Consider the following 14,765-nt stretch of genomic DNA (forward strand, 5'->3'; position numbering starts at 1 on the left):
GAAATTCATGGACGCCACGATTTGCCGATGGGGGAGGAACCAACGGCCTGCGTTCTTTGTTTTTTAAACGTGAACCATAAATCAAGGCGTGGTTGGACGCCGTGGCCGTTTCGTATTACACGGTTTTAAGCCATGCTATATAGCTGATTATTCAATACTAAATATGGAGGGGAAAACTCCTCCCTCCATATAGAATATAATTTTAAAATTAATTAAATACCATTCCGCCATCAATGATAAGAGCTTGACCAGTCATATAATCTGAATCTGGCCCTGCAAGGTAAGAAACGCATGCTGCTACATCTTCCGGCTCGGATAAGCGTTTTAATGCAATATTTTTAGCGAATTGTTCCATGCCCCATTCAAACGGCTTGCCTGCTTCATCAGCGGTTTGCTGTGCAATCCCCATCATCATAGGAGTTTTAACGATACCCGGACAAAAGGCGTTTACAGTAATACCTAATTCAGCTAGATCTTTTGCCGCAGTTTGGGTAATCCCGCGAACAGCGAACTTTGTTCCTCCGTAAACCGCTAAGCCCGGGTTGCCGACTTGGCCGGCTTGAGAAGATGCATTAATGATTTTCCCGCCGTGTCCAAGTTCTTTAAAGGCTTTTACAGCTGCTTGTATTCCCCAATAAGTACCGCCAACGTTAACATCATAGACTTTCCGATAATCTTCATATGTAATGCTTTCAATAGGGGTGGTTGGTCCAAGACCCGCATTATTAATCACCACATCAAGACCGCCAAGACGTTTTACTGTTTCATCGACAGCTTTAAAAACATCATCGCGATCAGCAACATCCACTTTAACCGCAATTGCTTTGCCGTTAAGCTTATTGATGTTCTCAGCAACTTGTGTTGCAGTTTCTACATTATAATCGGCAACTGCAACTGCGAATCCGTCCTCTGCCAATCGTTTGCAGATTGCTTCTCCAATTCCTTGACCGCCGCCAGTAACAAAAGCAATTTTTCCAGATACTTTACTCATATAAACATCTTCTTTCTATAAGTAATTGGTATTTAATTGGTACAGGAATATTATATCTTATATTTGTAGATTTGAAGTAAAGCCGCGGCATTTGTTGAAAATATGTTTAAAATTTTTCGAAAAAATTTAATGGTTTTTGAAAGAGGGAGGAAGAACTGTATGTAAAACTATAAAAGGGATGTTCTGCTATAAAACAGCGATTCAGTCATCGCTAAACGGATGAAGACCAAATGAAAAGGCATGAACCCGCACAATGCCGGATTCATGCCAAACAAACTGCTTCATGAAATTTTATTGTCTAGCTTTTTCAAATCGCTTCAAATTCAGCTGTCCTGGCGATTGAAAAGATCGGTAATCGCGTGCATGAATTCAATTCCTTGAAAAACAAACAGATTGATTGCTGTCAATGAAAATAGGCCAATAATCACCATTCTTATGATAAATAACATGTTAAAACCTCCCGCTTTTTTTGTATGGTTATGGTTTTAAAACATGCGCTTTATCGAAATAAGAAGAGTGATAGAACACCGCGAGCATAAATGCCTTCAGATGCTCTTTCCGCCTGTTCATCATGAACGCTTGACCGGAAGCGGCAGCTAAGATTAAGAGAAGGACGGATTCAGCTCCGAAACCGAGTGAATTCCATAATGATTTCGCCTTTTCTTCACCATATTTTCCGACTGTCAGTTCATGGAGTTCGTCTCCTGAAACAGCGGCTTTTTGCGCATGGTGATTTGCCGGCATCTGGGGCATTGAGAACGAATGAAGGCTCGCAATGACTAAAAAGAATATGGACAGTTGCAGAAACAATGTCTTTTTCATTTGATCTCATCCCCTTAGTATCTCATCATCTTAGCATATTTTATTATATAATAAAAGATGATTATTTTGTGACAGTTTGCAAATAATTATTGACAACATTAGATTTTTCGCAGCGCATTTGAAATGAAAGCGCATTTTTATGTATGAATAAAGATAATACTCTGCTATAATGAGCATTGGGTCTAAAGTAATGATGATGCCATCAGCCTTTACGATTAAAAAACAGAAAATTCTATCTAGTTTTGCTTGCGTCATTATTATGATATAATCCTATCATGTTAGAAAACTTAACATCAAAACAAAATTCGTTTGTTTCAGGAGGGTGCTATGGAAGAAATTTTAAGCGAAATCATCAATGTCCCGAGCGGTTTTATTTGGACTTATTTAGTCTATATATTAATAGGAATAGGCCTGTTCTTTACGTTTAAATTGAAATTCGTTCAATTCCGCTATTTCTTCGAGATGTTTCGTATCGTCGGACAAAAAGAGGAGAAAGGAAAAGGCGTCTCGTCTTTGCAGGCATTCTTTATTTCCGCCGCTTCCCGTGTCGGAACGGGTAACCTGACCGGTGTGGCGCTTGCTGTTGCAACAGGCGGACCGGGAGCGGTCTTTTGGATGTGGGTCGTCGCGCTTGTCGGAATGGCTTCAAGCTTTGTGGAAAGTACGCTGGCTCAAGTCTACAAGGTCAAAGACGGCGATCATTTCAGAGGAGGCCCTGCTTATTACATGGAAAAAGCGCTGGGCGCCAGATGGATGGGGATTATCTTTGCCGTTTTAATTACAATTACATTCGGCTTGATTTTTAATGCGGTTCAAGCCAACACGATCGTCGGTTCGATGCAAGGGGCTTTCAACCTGGATAAAACAGTGGTAGGCATCATCCTTGCTGCAATCACCGGATTTATCATTTTCGGCGGATTGAAACGCGTTGTGACAGTTTCGCAGTTGATCGTTCCGGTCATGGCGATCATTTATCTTGGACTTGCTTTATTTGTCGTGCTGACGAATATTTCTCAAATACCGGCCGTTTTCGCGATGATTGTGAAGGATGCTTTCGGGATCGAGCAGATTGCAGGGGGTACGCTCGGCAGCATCATTATTATCGGTGCGAAGCGCGGTTTGTTTTCAAACGAAGCCGGAATGGGAAGCGCGCCGAACGCAGCAGCGACTGCCAATGTCTCTCACCCCGCGAAGCAAGGCTTTATCCAAACGCTTGGCGTATTCTTTGATACGATGGTCATCTGCAGTGCAACAGCCTTTATGATCCTGCTGTTCAATCTGACGCCTGGCAAAGAGCTTGACGGCATTCAAATTACACAAGCAGCCATGCAGCATCACATTGGAAGCTGGGCGCCTGCATTTGTCGCAGTGGCGATTTTTCTGTTCGCTTTCAGTTCAATCGTCGGAAACTACTATTATGGTGAGACGAACATTGAATTTATTAAAAAGAGCAAGACGGCGCTTGCTGTTTACCGTACAGCCGTTGTAGCAATGGTGATCTTCGGATCTGTATCCGGTTTCCAGCTTGTGTGGGACATGGCGGATTTATTTATGGGATTAATGGCGATCATTAACCTGATTGCGATTCTGCTTCTTTCCGGAATTGCTGCGAAAGTGCTGAAAGACTATACTGAACAGCGCAAAGCAGGAAAGAACCCCGTCTTTAAGGCAAGCTCGATTCCAGGTCTGAAAAATACAGAGGCTTGGGAAGACGAGAAGGAAACATTGCAATCGAAATAAACCATATTAAAAAAGGCGTCCTTGGGGGCGCCTTTTTCTTATTTTTACTGACAGCTGAAAGAAGTGATCTCGTTCAGGTCAATACCGAAGTAAACCCAGCGGAATTGACGCGGCCTCCAGCGGTAGCCCGCAATCGAACGACGGCCGACGAAAACCGGGTAGAACCAAAAACGGCTGCCGTTTCTCAAGCGGATGAACGTGTATCTGAACAGGCATCTTCTGATTCCGCCAGGATCAACGGCAAATACCGAAGGGCCGGAGTCTTGCGGAAATTGGCTCGGCGGCGGGGGGAGCAGCTGCTGTTGCTGCTGTCCTCCTGCTCCCGGAGGCGGCCCCGGCGGAAATTGCTGGCGATACGGATCATATAGTGAAGGATCGTATGGATACAATAAAAACGCTCCTTTCTGATGGTTTGCTTTATCGTATGATTGATTGGTAATATGGGTAGCTTGCCTATGGAGAAAAAAATCCCTAAAGCCGTTTTAGCTTTAGGGAAAATGTTTACATGCTTTTGCGGGGCGCCCGTTTCCGGTAAACAACATAGCTTCTTGTCAAATATTTTAGCGGCATGCTGAATACGTGGACGAGCCGAGTGAACGGCCAGACGATGAAAATGACGTAGCCCATGATGATGTGAAGCTTAAACCAGAGGGGCACGCTCGCCATAAGCCCGGCATCCGGCTTGAATAAGAAAATGTTGCGAAACCACGGGCCGATTGTTGTCCTGTAGTCGAATCCTTTTGAATCGATGTTTAAGAAGGTTGCCGCAAGCCCAGTGGTCATCACGAATAACAAAGCGACAAGGGTGATTAAATCGCCGGCAGAGCTCGTTTTTCGAATCCGTTTGTCCGTGAATCGGCGGTAGGTCAATATGAGAAGCCCTGACAGCGCGGCGATGCCTGCAGGCAGTCCGAAGCCGATCGCGATCTTATGGTACATATGCTCTGAAACGCCGAGCGCCTCATAAAGGCTTTCCGGAATTAAAATTCCCATCACATGTCCGCCGATGACAAAAAAGATTCCCCAGTGGAAAAGGCTGCTGCCAAGCGCAAGTTTTTTCTTTTCGAGCATCTCGCTAGATTTGGCCGTCCAGCCAAATTGATCATGTTGATAGCGGTAAATATGCCCTCCGATAAAAATGGTGATGACAATGTAGGGGAGGATGACCCACAGTATTTGTTCGATCATGGCTGTACATTCCTTTCAACACCAATTTCCTCTAAGATCAGCATTAATCCGTCCAATAACGGTGTATAGATGCTTTCATTCTCTGAAAGCTGCGATCTCAATTCTTCCAGGTTTGCTGCGTATTTTTGGAAAACAGCAGCAGCTTTTTCTTGATCCGCAACTGCGGCAAATTCAAGCATGAGCGGCAGATAATCCGGCAGCTCTTTATCTGTCGGCTGAAAACCGGACTGCTGATACAGATCTTTCAGCTGCAGCAATTCAATACCGCGCTCCCTTTGTTCGCCGGAGTTGAAATAGGTGACATAAAGGTTTGTTTTTTTGCCGAAATCAAACGTATATACGTATGTTTCAATCAATTCCTCAGACGAATAGGAAGCCGCGCTTTCCAAGAAGGCAAGCAGATGTCCTTTCAGCGCTTCATGCTCGATTTCGCCGATGATCTGCTGCCATTCGGAACGTTCTTTTCTCCACTCTTCATCAGGGTAGGAGAGGAGGTAAGAAAGAGCGGCAAAAACGGTTTGTTTGTCTGTTCCATCCATGAAGCTTCCCTCCAGTGTTTATATGTTTTGGCAAGAGCCGGGTCCTCCGGCAAACGATAATCCGCAGCTTCCTTGTTCCATGTATAGATCCGCGACTTCTTCGCGATGGGTTTGAGGAATGACGAACCGGTCATCGTATTTGGCGATTGCAAGCAGACGGTACATGTCTTCAATCTGCTCTTCAGTCAATCCGGTATCTTGAATCAGAGATGAATCGATCTGTTTGTTCGTTTGGGTCGCCCGCATGTGCATACGCATCACAGACATTTTCTTTAATGTCGTTCTAATATGGTGTGTATCACCGGCAGTCAGCAAATTGGCCAAATATTCGATCGGAATCCGCATTTCATCAATAGCAGGGAAGATATCTTCAGCTGATTGGGCTGTTCCTTTTCCTTCAAACATATTCATAATCGGACTGAGCGGAGGAATATACCATACCATCGGCAATGTCCGGTATTCAGGATGCAGCGGCAGAGCGATTTTCCAATCGATGATCATTTTGTAGATCGGAGATTTTTGCGCTGCTTCAATCCACTCCAGCGGAATGCCTTGAGCTTTTGCTTCTTCTGCAACAGCGGGATCATTCGGGTCAAGGAAAATCTCCAGCTGTGAGTGATACAAATCTTTTTCATTTTCGGCTGAAGCCGCTTCTTCGACTTTTTCTGCGTCATAAAGCATGACTCCGAGATAGCGGATTCTGCCGACGCATGTCTCAGAGCAGATTGTCGGCAGTCCTGCTTCAAGACGAGGGAAGCACAATGTGCATTTTTCCGCCTTGTTAGTCTGCCAGTTGAAATACACTTTTTTATAAGGACATGATGATACACAGTGTCTCCATGAGCGGCACGCATTTTGATCGACGAGAACGATGCCGTCTTCCTCGCGTTTGTACATCGCTCCCGACGGACAGGAGGAGACGCAGGAAGGATTGATGCAGTGTTCGCATATCCTTGGCAGATACATCATAAAGACGTCTTCAAATTCGGTTTTGATGGATTCTTCCATTTTTTTGACGTTTGGATCTTGGAGGCCTGTAATGTGGCCGCCGGCAAGATCGTCTTCCCAGTTCGGACCCCATTCAAGGTTCATGAAGTCTCCCGTAATGGAAGACTTCGGCCTTGCAACAGGCTGATGTTTTTTCTCCGGACTGTTTGTCAGCGTTTCATAATCATAGTTCCAAGGTTCATAGTAGTCATCGATCGTCGGCTGATACGGGTTGTAGAATAAATTCATGAGCCGCGTTGCTTTGGCGCCTGATTTAAGCTGGAGCTTGCCTTTTTTCAGCTCCCAGCCGCCTTTGTATTTATCCTGGTTCTCCCATTGTTTAGGGTAGCCGATGCCCGGTTTTGTTTCGACGTTGTTGAAGTACATATATTCTGCACCGGAACGGTTTGTCCAAGTGTTTTTGCATGTGACGCTGCATGTATGGCAGCCGATGCATTTGTCAAGGTTCATTACCATTCCGATTTGCGCTTTAATCTTCAAGCCAATCGACCTCCTTCAATTTTCTGATCACGACATTGAGGTCGCGCTGATTTCCTGTCGGCCCGTAGTAGTTGAATCCGTAGCTGAGCTGTCCGTAGCCTCCGATCATCTGCGTCGGCTTGACATGGATGCGGGTCGGGCTGTTATGGGTTCCTCCGCGGTTATTCGTCAGCTTTGTTCCCGGCACGTTGATATGTCTGTCTTGGGCATGGTGCATAAACGCCATTCCCTTTGGAATCCGGTGTGATGTCACGGCCCGTGCGACGACGACACCGTTTCGGTTGAAGCACTCGATCCAGTCGTTGTCCTGAATGTCGGTTTCTTCGGCATCGTCTTTATTCATCCAGACTGTCGGCCCGCCTCTGAAAAGGGTAAGCATCGGCAGGGAATCAAAATACATGCTGTGAACCGACCATTTATTATGCGGCGTTAAGTAGTTTAAAACGATTTCTTTTCCTTCCTGATCCGGACGCTTGTTCAAGAAAGGGCGGTGGATCAGGATCGGCTTGAATGTCGCCATGTTTTCGCCGAATTCTGTCATCATTTCATGATCAAGGTAAAAAGACTGTCTGCCGGTCAGCGTTCTCCACGGAATCAGTTTTTCAACGTTTGTCGTAAACGGAGAATAGCGTCGTCCGCCTTTTTCAGAACCGCTGAAAGCAGGGGAGGTGATCACCGTTTTCGGCTGAGCTGAAATTTGCTCAAATGTGAAGCATTCCTCTTCCCGTTCTTCAGCTAAATCTTTCAACTCAAGATTCGTAATTTTTTCAAGCGATTCCCACGCTTTAACGGCTACTTTCCCGTTTGAAGTGGAAGAGAGAGTCAATACCGCTTCAGCAGCTTGTCTAGCATCACTGATGTCGGGACAGCCCTTGGCGATCGTGTCGTCTTTTACGACGCCGAGCGTTTTTTTGAGAGAATTATATTCCGCTTCAACAGACCAGTTCATTCCTTTCGTACCAAACGGCTGTTTGACAACATTCGGCCCAAGCGATGTCATCTTATTGAAAATCTGCTTATAATCCCGCTCCACAACGTGAATTTGCGGCATTGTTTTGCCTGGTACGGCAGGGCAGTCGCCTTTGCTCCAATCTTTGATTTTCCCGAGCGGCTGCGCCATTTCTTGTGGAGTGTCATGGAGAAGAGGAGTCGCAACAGCCTCTTTGACAGGTTCCATATCCACTTCTTCAGCCAGATCGGAAACCGCTTTTGCCAGTGCTTTAAAAATATCCCAATCAGACTTTGCTTCCCACGGCGCGCTGATTGCCGGATTAAACGGGTGGATGAACGGATGCATATCCGTGCTGCTGAGATCGTGTTTTTCGTACCAGGTGGCCGCAGGGAGCACGATGTCTGAATAAAGGGCTGTTCCCGCCATCCGGAAATCGAGATTGATCAGTAAATCGAGTTTGCCTTCAGGCGCTTTGTCACGCCAAGTGATTTCTTCCGGACGGATGCTGTCCTGATCATCGTTCATCAGTCCGTTTGTCGTGCCGAGCAAGTGTTTCAGAAAATATTCATGGCCTTTGCCGGAGCTTGAGATTAAATTGGCTCTCCAGACAAATAGATTTCTCGGGAAGTTCTTTTCATTGTCAGGATCTTCAATCGAAAACTTGAGCTTTTTCTCCTCGAGCTGTCTGGCAATATAGATTCCGACTTGCTGAGCGTTCTCAGCGCCCGCTTTTTCTGCTTCTTTATACAAGTCGATGCCGTTTTTCTCAAACGTCGGATACGATGGAAGCCAGCCGAGTCTCGCCGCCAGCACATTGTAATCGGCATGGTGCTTGTAGCGCGATGTTTTTGCGATTGGTGAAGCGAGCCCGCTGATTTCCTGATCTTCATAGCGCCACTGGTCGGTGGCGAAGTAGAAAAATGATGTGCCGTTTTGCAGTTTGGCAGGGCCTCCCCAGTCCTTGGCCATCGCGATCGTCTGCCATCCTTCGGCCGGCCGGAGTTTTTCCTGGCCGACATAGTGAGCCCAGCCTCCTCCGTTAACTCCTTGGGCTCCGACGAGAAGCACAAGGTTCAGTACAGCTCTGTAAATGGTGTCTGAATTGAACCAATGGTTAATTCCGGCGCCGACAATGATCATCGAGCGGCCCTCTGTGTCAATCGCATTTTGCGCGAATTCCCTCGCGATCTTGATCACCATTTCACTTTTAATGCCAGTAATCGGCTCTTGCCAAGCCGGTGTAAACGGTTCAGGATCATCAAATGATGCCGGCGTCTGTCCGCCGATTCCGCGGTTGACGCCATAGTTGGCGAGAGTCAGGTCGAAAACGGTGGAAACAAAGACTTCCTCGCCGTTCAAGATGACTTTTTTGATCGGAAGCGGTCTTTCAAGCACTTTATTGCCGTCATGTGAGAAATACGGGATGTTGACCGTGCCGATCATATCTTCGTATCCAAGCATGGAAAGCCGAGGTGTGATCGGTTTTTCTGAATCCTCATCAACCATGCGCAGGTTCCATTTTCCTTTGCCGTCCCAGCGGGAGCCCATCGTGCCCTGCGGAATCGCAAATCCATCTGTGTCTTCGTCCCAAACGGCAGGCTTCCACTCATCGTGCTCTGTCGCGCGCCCGATATCTTTAGCATGGAGGAAGCGGCCTGCTGTGAACGTTCCGTTTTCCTCTTTCAAAGTCACCAAAAACGGGAAATCGGTATATTGTTTTGCATAATCAATAAAACGTTCCGTTTTCTGGTTGACATAAAAGTCTTGCAGAATAACGTGGCCCATCGCCATGGCCAGTGCGCCGTCCGTGCCTTGTCTGATGCTCAGCCAATCATCGGAAAACTTTGAGGACTCGGCAAAGTCCGGGCTGATCGAAATCACTTTTGCTCCTTTATAGCGGGCTTCGGCTAAAAAGTGAGCGTCAGGCGTTCTGGTAAGCGGGACATTAGAGCCCCATGTCATGATGTAGCCAGAATTGTACCAGTCGCTGCTTTCCGGAACGTCGGTTTGATCTCCCCAAATTTGCGGTGAAGCAGGAGGGAGGTCGGCATACCAGTCATAGAAGCTCAGCATCGGCCCGCCGATCAGGGACATAAAGCGTGATCCTGCTGCATGGCTGAGCATCGACATGGCTGGAATCGGCGAAAAGCCGACATTGCGGTCAGGGCCGTATTTGGCAATGGTATACAGAAGGGAAGCCGAAATCAGCTTCAGGACTTCGCTCCATTCGGCGCGGACAAATCCGCCTTTTCCGCGCGCCTGTTTATAGGCTTTCGCTTTTTCAGGGTTTTCGACAATTGATTTCCATGCTTCAAGCGGATTTTTGCTGCTGTTTAGCGCCTCGCGCCACATCTGGATCAGCACACCGCGTACATACGGGTATTTCACGCGGAGCGGGCTGTATATATACCAGGAAAAGCTGGCTCCCCGCGGACAGCCGCGCGGTTCAAAGTCCGGCATATCAGGGCCTGTCGAAGGGTAATCAAGCCGCTGCCCTTCCCATGTGACGATCCCGTTTTTGACGTAGATATTCCAGCTGCAGGATCCTGTACAGTTCACCCCATGGGTAGAGCGAACCACTTTATCATGCTGCCATCTATTTCTGTATACATCTTCCCAATCCCGGTCTTCATAAGTGGTTTGGCTGTGTTGATTGGAATGGCGTTCAATAGGGGAGAAATAATTTAATCTCCTGAAAATGGGACTCTTTTTCTTTTTTTTCATTGCTGGTTCACTCCTTCTGAGTCAGTGATGCTACCCTCACTATATATGGAGGAGGCGCTGCACCTTGTTAAATTTGTCACATGGTTTCGGCTTTTCACAAATTTGTCACATTTTCAGGAGGGGGAAGAGGGCGGACAAAAAAACAGCCTGCATGGAAGCGGGCTGTCGAATGGTTCAATCGCTCGTGTTCAAAATTCTCTTTTCCCCGTTAATCTCCTGAATCGGGGCGATGTTCTGGGTGAATTCCAAAGTGCCGATATAGCGGCCGTTTTCATCGCGTACGGCAAAATAGCGGATGAACACGTATTTGTCTTTAAATTTGATCCAAAAATCTTCAACATCTTTTTTGCCAGATTTAAAGTCGTCCAGAAGTTTGTTGACGATGTGGACGCTAGCCGGCGGATGGCAGTTTTGGACGGTTCGGCCGATTACGGCTTTTGTCCGGGCGAAAATCCGTTCCTTTCCGTGTGAAAAATAGCGGACCACATCGTTTTCATCGATGAAGGTGATATCGACCGGAAGATGGTTCATCATGTGTTCAAGCTGATCCACAGACAGAATACCGGTAGGGAGTCTGACATAGCCATCAGCCGCCTCTTCGCTCGTTTTGATCTGATGGCGTTCAGGCTTCCACACCGTTTCCGGAGCAGTCAGGCAATATCCGATCTCGTCGCTTTCGGCTGCGATTTTCAGCCATTCGTCTTCTGTCAGCGTTCTGAGCGCCATCGGCAAGAGGATATTTTCTTCTTTATAAATCATTTCCGTGCCTTCTTGAATGATAAACGTTAGTTCGCGGATGACCTCATCTTTTTTGTCCGGCGTATACTCTTCCAACAAACGCTTCACTTCTTTAATGCTCTTGCGGATAAAATCGTCGACAGCCCACATGACTTGGCTTGGCCCTGTAATTCCGTACTTTTCTAAATAGGGGAACAGAAGATTTTCTTTTCTGCTGTAATGTTTGTCGACGTCAGCTAGCAAATTTAAGTCTGCGAGCAGTTTGAGAATGTTGTCGCGATGATCTTCTTTTTCAAAGCGTTCCAAATGAAGCTGCATTTTAAAGTTCAAAAGGAGGTCGATTTCTTTATTTTCTTTCATAAATGTATGAACGGGATGGCCAGGCTGCTTGTCGGCGTCCGCGCGGTGAATGTCTTCAATCGATCCTTTAAACACAGCGGCGTGAACGGAGCAGAGCTCTTGGATCTCTTCAGGTGTAATGCCTTCTTCCTTCATCAACGCCTGTTCCAGCTGGGCGATTTCTTCGGCATTGACTGAGCCGAATGCCTTTTCGAACCGTTTTTTGACGTCGGCAAGCGGCTTTCCTTTATGAAGGTCGATGATGATCTCCTTCAGAAGCTGCTTTTTTTCCTCAGGCAGACCTTGCTGCGTTTCCCGATTGTTAATGATTTCGCTCATTGTTTTTCTCCTTTCCAAACGGGGTCAAATCCGTGTGCTTTCAATATGTCTAAGACATGGTTCCATTCGATTTGCATCATTCGCGCGCCTTTTGGAATCGTCATGATGCGCCCGGCTGTTTCCAGCATGCCGGGCTTTGTAATATTTTGAAACCCGGCATCCTTCATCACGGCTTTTAGTTCAGGATGCAATGTGCAAAGTTTGTAAACGGAATCGTCCAAATCAATTTTTTTATGCAAGGGATCACATCCTTTGATAGTGATGATCATTCTCATCTATACCGTAATACAAGGAAGCTGAAAAAAATGTGACGTACATCACATTTTTTTAGCGCAAAGCCTTCGGAATATAAATGCAGCTCGGATCGCTTTCTAGGTAATCGCCTGTCAGAGCATAAGCACGCGAGCGCGAACCGCCGCACACATGACGGAATTCACAGACGCCGCATTTCCCTTTAAATCCGTCCGGATTTCGAAGATCCTTAAAGATCGGTGATTCGCGGTAAATCTCAGCCAGCGGCTGTTCGCGGATGTTTCCGGCTTTAACCGGCAGGAGTCCGCTTGGATATACATCACCGATATGGGAGATAAACATGAACCCGTTGCCATCGTTCACACCTTTCGGAGCCCGGCCCAATCCGCCGATGGCATCCATTTTTCCTTTCTGCAATGCGTGTTCATAGCGGATTTTCATGTGGGGGTCTTTCGCTTCCCGCATTTTTTGCTGAATGACGACCCGCCGGTAGTGCTGGGCTGCTGTCGTTTTGATGTCAAAAGGCGCTTCTTTTGCCAAACGGCTGAGCCAGAGAAAGACTTTTTCATGGTCCACCGGGGAAATCATATCTTCCCGCTTCGCGCGGCCTGTCGGGACGAGAAAAAACACACTCCATAGTACGCAGTTCAATTCTTTGATCAGCTTTGCCATTTCATCCAGGTAATCGATGTTATAGGAGGATATGACGGTATTAATCTGCAGAGGCAGCTGACATTCATGAATGTAGCGAATGGCCTTCATAGTCAGGTCAAAAGACCCGTCCGTTCCCCGAAAATGATCATGAATCTCCCGGGTCGGGCCGTCCAAGCTGAACGCCCATCGGGATAACCCGATTTCTTTTGCTGATTGAATCGCTTCTCTTGTAACATTCGGCGTGGCACTCGGGGTCATGGAGACGCGAACCCCTTTTTGGACGGCATATTCAATAATGGCGAATACGTCGTCTCTCATTAAAGGATCGCCTCCTGTAAGCACGAGGAGGGGATTGTCCATCGCATGAATTTGATCGATTAAATCTTTTCCCTCTTTCAGGGATAGCTCCCGAGGATCGCGTTTATTTTGAGCCGATGCCCGGCAATGAAGGCACTTGAGCTCGCAAGCCCTTGTCAGCTCCCAAATGACGATAAACGGAGACTTGTCGAAATCGCAAAGTATCATCTTTCATCTGTCCTTTCGTTTGCATTCATGTGTATCGTAGCGGAAATGCAGGAGAAAAAAAGTTAAGTAGATCACATTTGGAAAAAAGAAGAGAAAGAAGGGGAGAGGCCCTTCTCACACGTCGTCTTCTGCGGAGGAGTTGAGGTAGCGCAAAAAAAGCTGGTATGAAAAAAATAAATTCTGCTGGAGCAACATGAGAAAGTTCGTCTGTAATTGGCGGTTATAAGTCATCATTTTTTTGAAATTATGAAACGGTATTTCAAGTACGGCGGTTTCAGAGGCAGTATTGACTGAAATAAACGGAGATAAGAAAGGTTCGCCTTTTTGATCAATAGGAAAAACATCGCCTTTTTCCCACTCGGCGATCGTCCGTGATTCTTCCGGAAGCCTTCTGTCGGAAAAATGCACTTCTCCTTTTAAAACAAAATAGACGGATTGCGAATGAAGGAACGATCGCGAATGCTGAGACGGTTGGATATCTATCACCTTACCGTTCTTCAGCAGCTTTTTGATGATCGGAAGGGGTACTCCGAAAAACATAGGAAGATTTTTCAGAAACAATAAGTAGTCAAACCGGTCCATGGTATATCCTCCTTCTCTATATTGGCTTTTAGTATAAAGCGCCGGGCTGCAGGGCGCAGTGATTTAATTCACACGACTGTATGCAAAATGTCACTGTGTAAAAAGAACGAAACTTTTATAATGTAATAGAAAAGAAGGGAGGATGTGTGATGAAAGTGTTCATACCGAAGCAGCACGGCGCCTGGGCGATGCTTGTCATCCCGTTTATTCTCGGCATGTTCGCCGGAGGCGCAGATGTAAAGCATATTCCGCTGTTCTGCGGATGGCTGTTTCTATATCTTGCGGCATCTCCGGCTATGATGATGGTGAAGAAGAAAAATATCGTTTACTATCAAAAATGGGTTCTCATCTACGGCATTCCGGCCGTCGTTTTCCTGCTTATTTCGGTCCTGCTGGAGCCGCAGCTTGTGTATCTCGGTCTGCCGCTGTTTCCGCTCTTTCTCATCAATCTTTATTATGCGAAAAGAAACAACGACAGGGCGCTTTTAAATGATATAGCTGCAATCCTTGTTTTCAGCACGGGCGGGCTTGCGAGCTTCTGGATGGGAGCGGGGAAGCTTGATGGTGAGGCATCGTTTGTTTTTATCCAGTCCGCTTTGTTTTTCACAGGGAGCGCTTTTTATGTCAAGTCGATGATACGTGAAAAGAAAAACAATCGATTCAAGCTTTATTCATGGGGCTACCATGTTTTCCTGCCGTTCGTCTCGCTGGCCGCAGGGGCAGGATGGGCGGTGATCGGCGTAGTGCCGAGCAGTCTTAGAGCGTGGTTTTTCCACGGGAGGAAACTGTCGATTAAGATAATCGGAATCTCTGAGCTGGTGAATGCCTGTATCTTTATGGCCGTGTTGATCGTTTTTCTGCTGCAAACGTAAAAAACAAGGACACTGTGCTT

14 protein-coding genes are annotated in these 14,765 nt (G+C 46.6%); 2 read left to right on the top strand and 12 right to left on the bottom strand.

What is annotated here, in order from left to right:
• Positions 1 to 208: 208 nt before the first annotated feature.
• From MKY62_RS10200 to MKY62_RS10210, 3 genes are all read right to left on the bottom strand, one after another.
• Positions 209 to 991: a (S)-acetoin forming diacetyl reductase gene (locus MKY62_RS10200; protein ID WP_339614112.1), complete on the bottom strand. Its 783-nt coding sequence runs from the start codon at positions 989 to 991 to the stop codon at positions 209 to 211.
• A gap of 323 nt (positions 992 to 1,314) precedes the next feature.
• Entirely contained in the window at positions 1,315 to 1,440 is a 126-nt protein-coding gene (locus MKY62_RS10205; RefSeq protein WP_003182297.1) for a hypothetical protein, read from the bottom strand.
• A gap of 28 nt (positions 1,441 to 1,468) precedes the next feature.
• Positions 1,469 to 1,813, bottom strand: coding sequence for a hypothetical protein (locus MKY62_RS10210; RefSeq protein ID WP_003182299.1), 345 nt, complete (start codon positions 1,811 to 1,813; stop codon positions 1,469 to 1,471).
• Between the two features lie 327 nt (positions 1,814 to 2,140).
• Between MKY62_RS10210 and MKY62_RS10215 the strand changes: the two genes are divergently transcribed.
• Positions 2,141 to 3,553, top strand: a complete 1,413-nt coding sequence (locus MKY62_RS10215) for an alanine/glycine:cation symporter family protein (RefSeq protein WP_003182301.1) — start codon at positions 2,141 to 2,143, stop codon at positions 3,551 to 3,553.
• A gap of 44 nt (positions 3,554 to 3,597) precedes the next feature.
• Here the strand turns inward: MKY62_RS10215 and MKY62_RS10220 are convergent, their stop codons facing one another.
• The 9 genes from MKY62_RS10220 to MKY62_RS10260 all read right to left on the bottom strand — a co-directional run bounded on the left by MKY62_RS10220 (position 3,598) and on the right by MKY62_RS10260 (position 13,873).
• On the bottom strand, positions 3,598 to 3,942 hold the full coding sequence (locus tag MKY62_RS10220; RefSeq protein ID WP_003182304.1) for a hypothetical protein: 345 nt from the start codon (positions 3,940 to 3,942) through the stop codon (positions 3,598 to 3,600).
• 112 nt (positions 3,943 to 4,054) lie between these two features.
• On the bottom strand, positions 4,055 to 4,741 hold the full coding sequence (narI, locus tag MKY62_RS10225; RefSeq protein ID WP_003182307.1) for a respiratory nitrate reductase subunit gamma: 687 nt from the start codon (positions 4,739 to 4,741) through the stop codon (positions 4,055 to 4,057).
• Positions 4,738 to 5,280 carry a nitrate reductase molybdenum cofactor assembly chaperone gene (gene narJ, locus MKY62_RS10230; protein WP_003182309.1) on the bottom strand — a complete coding sequence of 181 codons (543 nt, stop codon included), beginning with the start codon at positions 5,278 to 5,280 and terminating at the stop codon, positions 4,738 to 4,740. The genes narI and narJ overlap by 4 nt, the downstream gene beginning before the upstream one ends.
• 18 nt (positions 5,281 to 5,298) lie before the next feature.
• The gene (gene narH, locus MKY62_RS10235) at positions 5,299 to 6,768 is read right to left on the bottom strand and encodes a nitrate reductase subunit beta (protein WP_011198013.1); all 1,470 of its coding nucleotides are present in this window, start codon (positions 6,766 to 6,768) and stop codon (positions 5,299 to 5,301) included.
• Positions 6,758 to 10,444 carry a nitrate reductase subunit alpha gene (locus tag MKY62_RS10240; RefSeq protein ID WP_016886576.1) on the bottom strand — a complete coding sequence of 1,229 codons (3,687 nt, stop codon included), beginning with the start codon at positions 10,442 to 10,444 and terminating at the stop codon, positions 6,758 to 6,760. The genes narH and MKY62_RS10240 overlap by 11 nt, the downstream gene beginning before the upstream one ends.
• A 174-nt stretch (positions 10,445 to 10,618) precedes the next feature.
• Entirely contained in the window at positions 10,619 to 11,860 is a 1,242-nt protein-coding gene (locus MKY62_RS10245) for a DUF438 domain-containing protein (RefSeq protein ID WP_003182315.1), read from the bottom strand.
• The gene (locus MKY62_RS10250; RefSeq protein ID WP_003182317.1) at positions 11,857 to 12,099 is read right to left on the bottom strand and encodes a DUF1858 domain-containing protein; all 243 of its coding nucleotides are present in this window, start codon (positions 12,097 to 12,099) and stop codon (positions 11,857 to 11,859) included. Before MKY62_RS10250 ends, MKY62_RS10245 begins: the two co-directional genes overlap by 4 nt.
• An 88-nt stretch (positions 12,100 to 12,187) precedes the next feature.
• Positions 12,188 to 13,291 (bottom strand): TIGR04053 family radical SAM/SPASM domain-containing protein, encoded by a 1,104-nt coding sequence (locus tag MKY62_RS10255; RefSeq protein ID WP_009328183.1) that lies wholly within the window; start codon positions 13,289 to 13,291, stop codon positions 12,188 to 12,190.
• A 114-nt stretch (positions 13,292 to 13,405) separates the two neighbouring features.
• A complete protein-coding gene (locus MKY62_RS10260; protein WP_003182320.1) occupies positions 13,406 to 13,873 on the bottom strand; it encodes a hypothetical protein in 468 nt (155 codons plus the stop codon).
• A 149-nt stretch (positions 13,874 to 14,022) separates the two neighbouring features.
• Between MKY62_RS10260 and MKY62_RS10265 the strand changes: the two genes are divergently transcribed.
• Entirely contained in the window at positions 14,023 to 14,745 is a 723-nt protein-coding gene (locus tag MKY62_RS10265) for a YwiC-like family protein (protein WP_011198015.1), read from the top strand.
• The last annotated feature ends 20 nt before the right edge of the window (positions 14,746 to 14,765 follow it).

It is taken from the genome of Bacillus sp. FSL R7-0646, assembly GCF_037969865.1.
In the GTDB taxonomy this organism is placed as follows: Bacteria; Bacillota; Bacilli; order Bacillales; family Bacillaceae; genus Bacillus; species Bacillus licheniformis.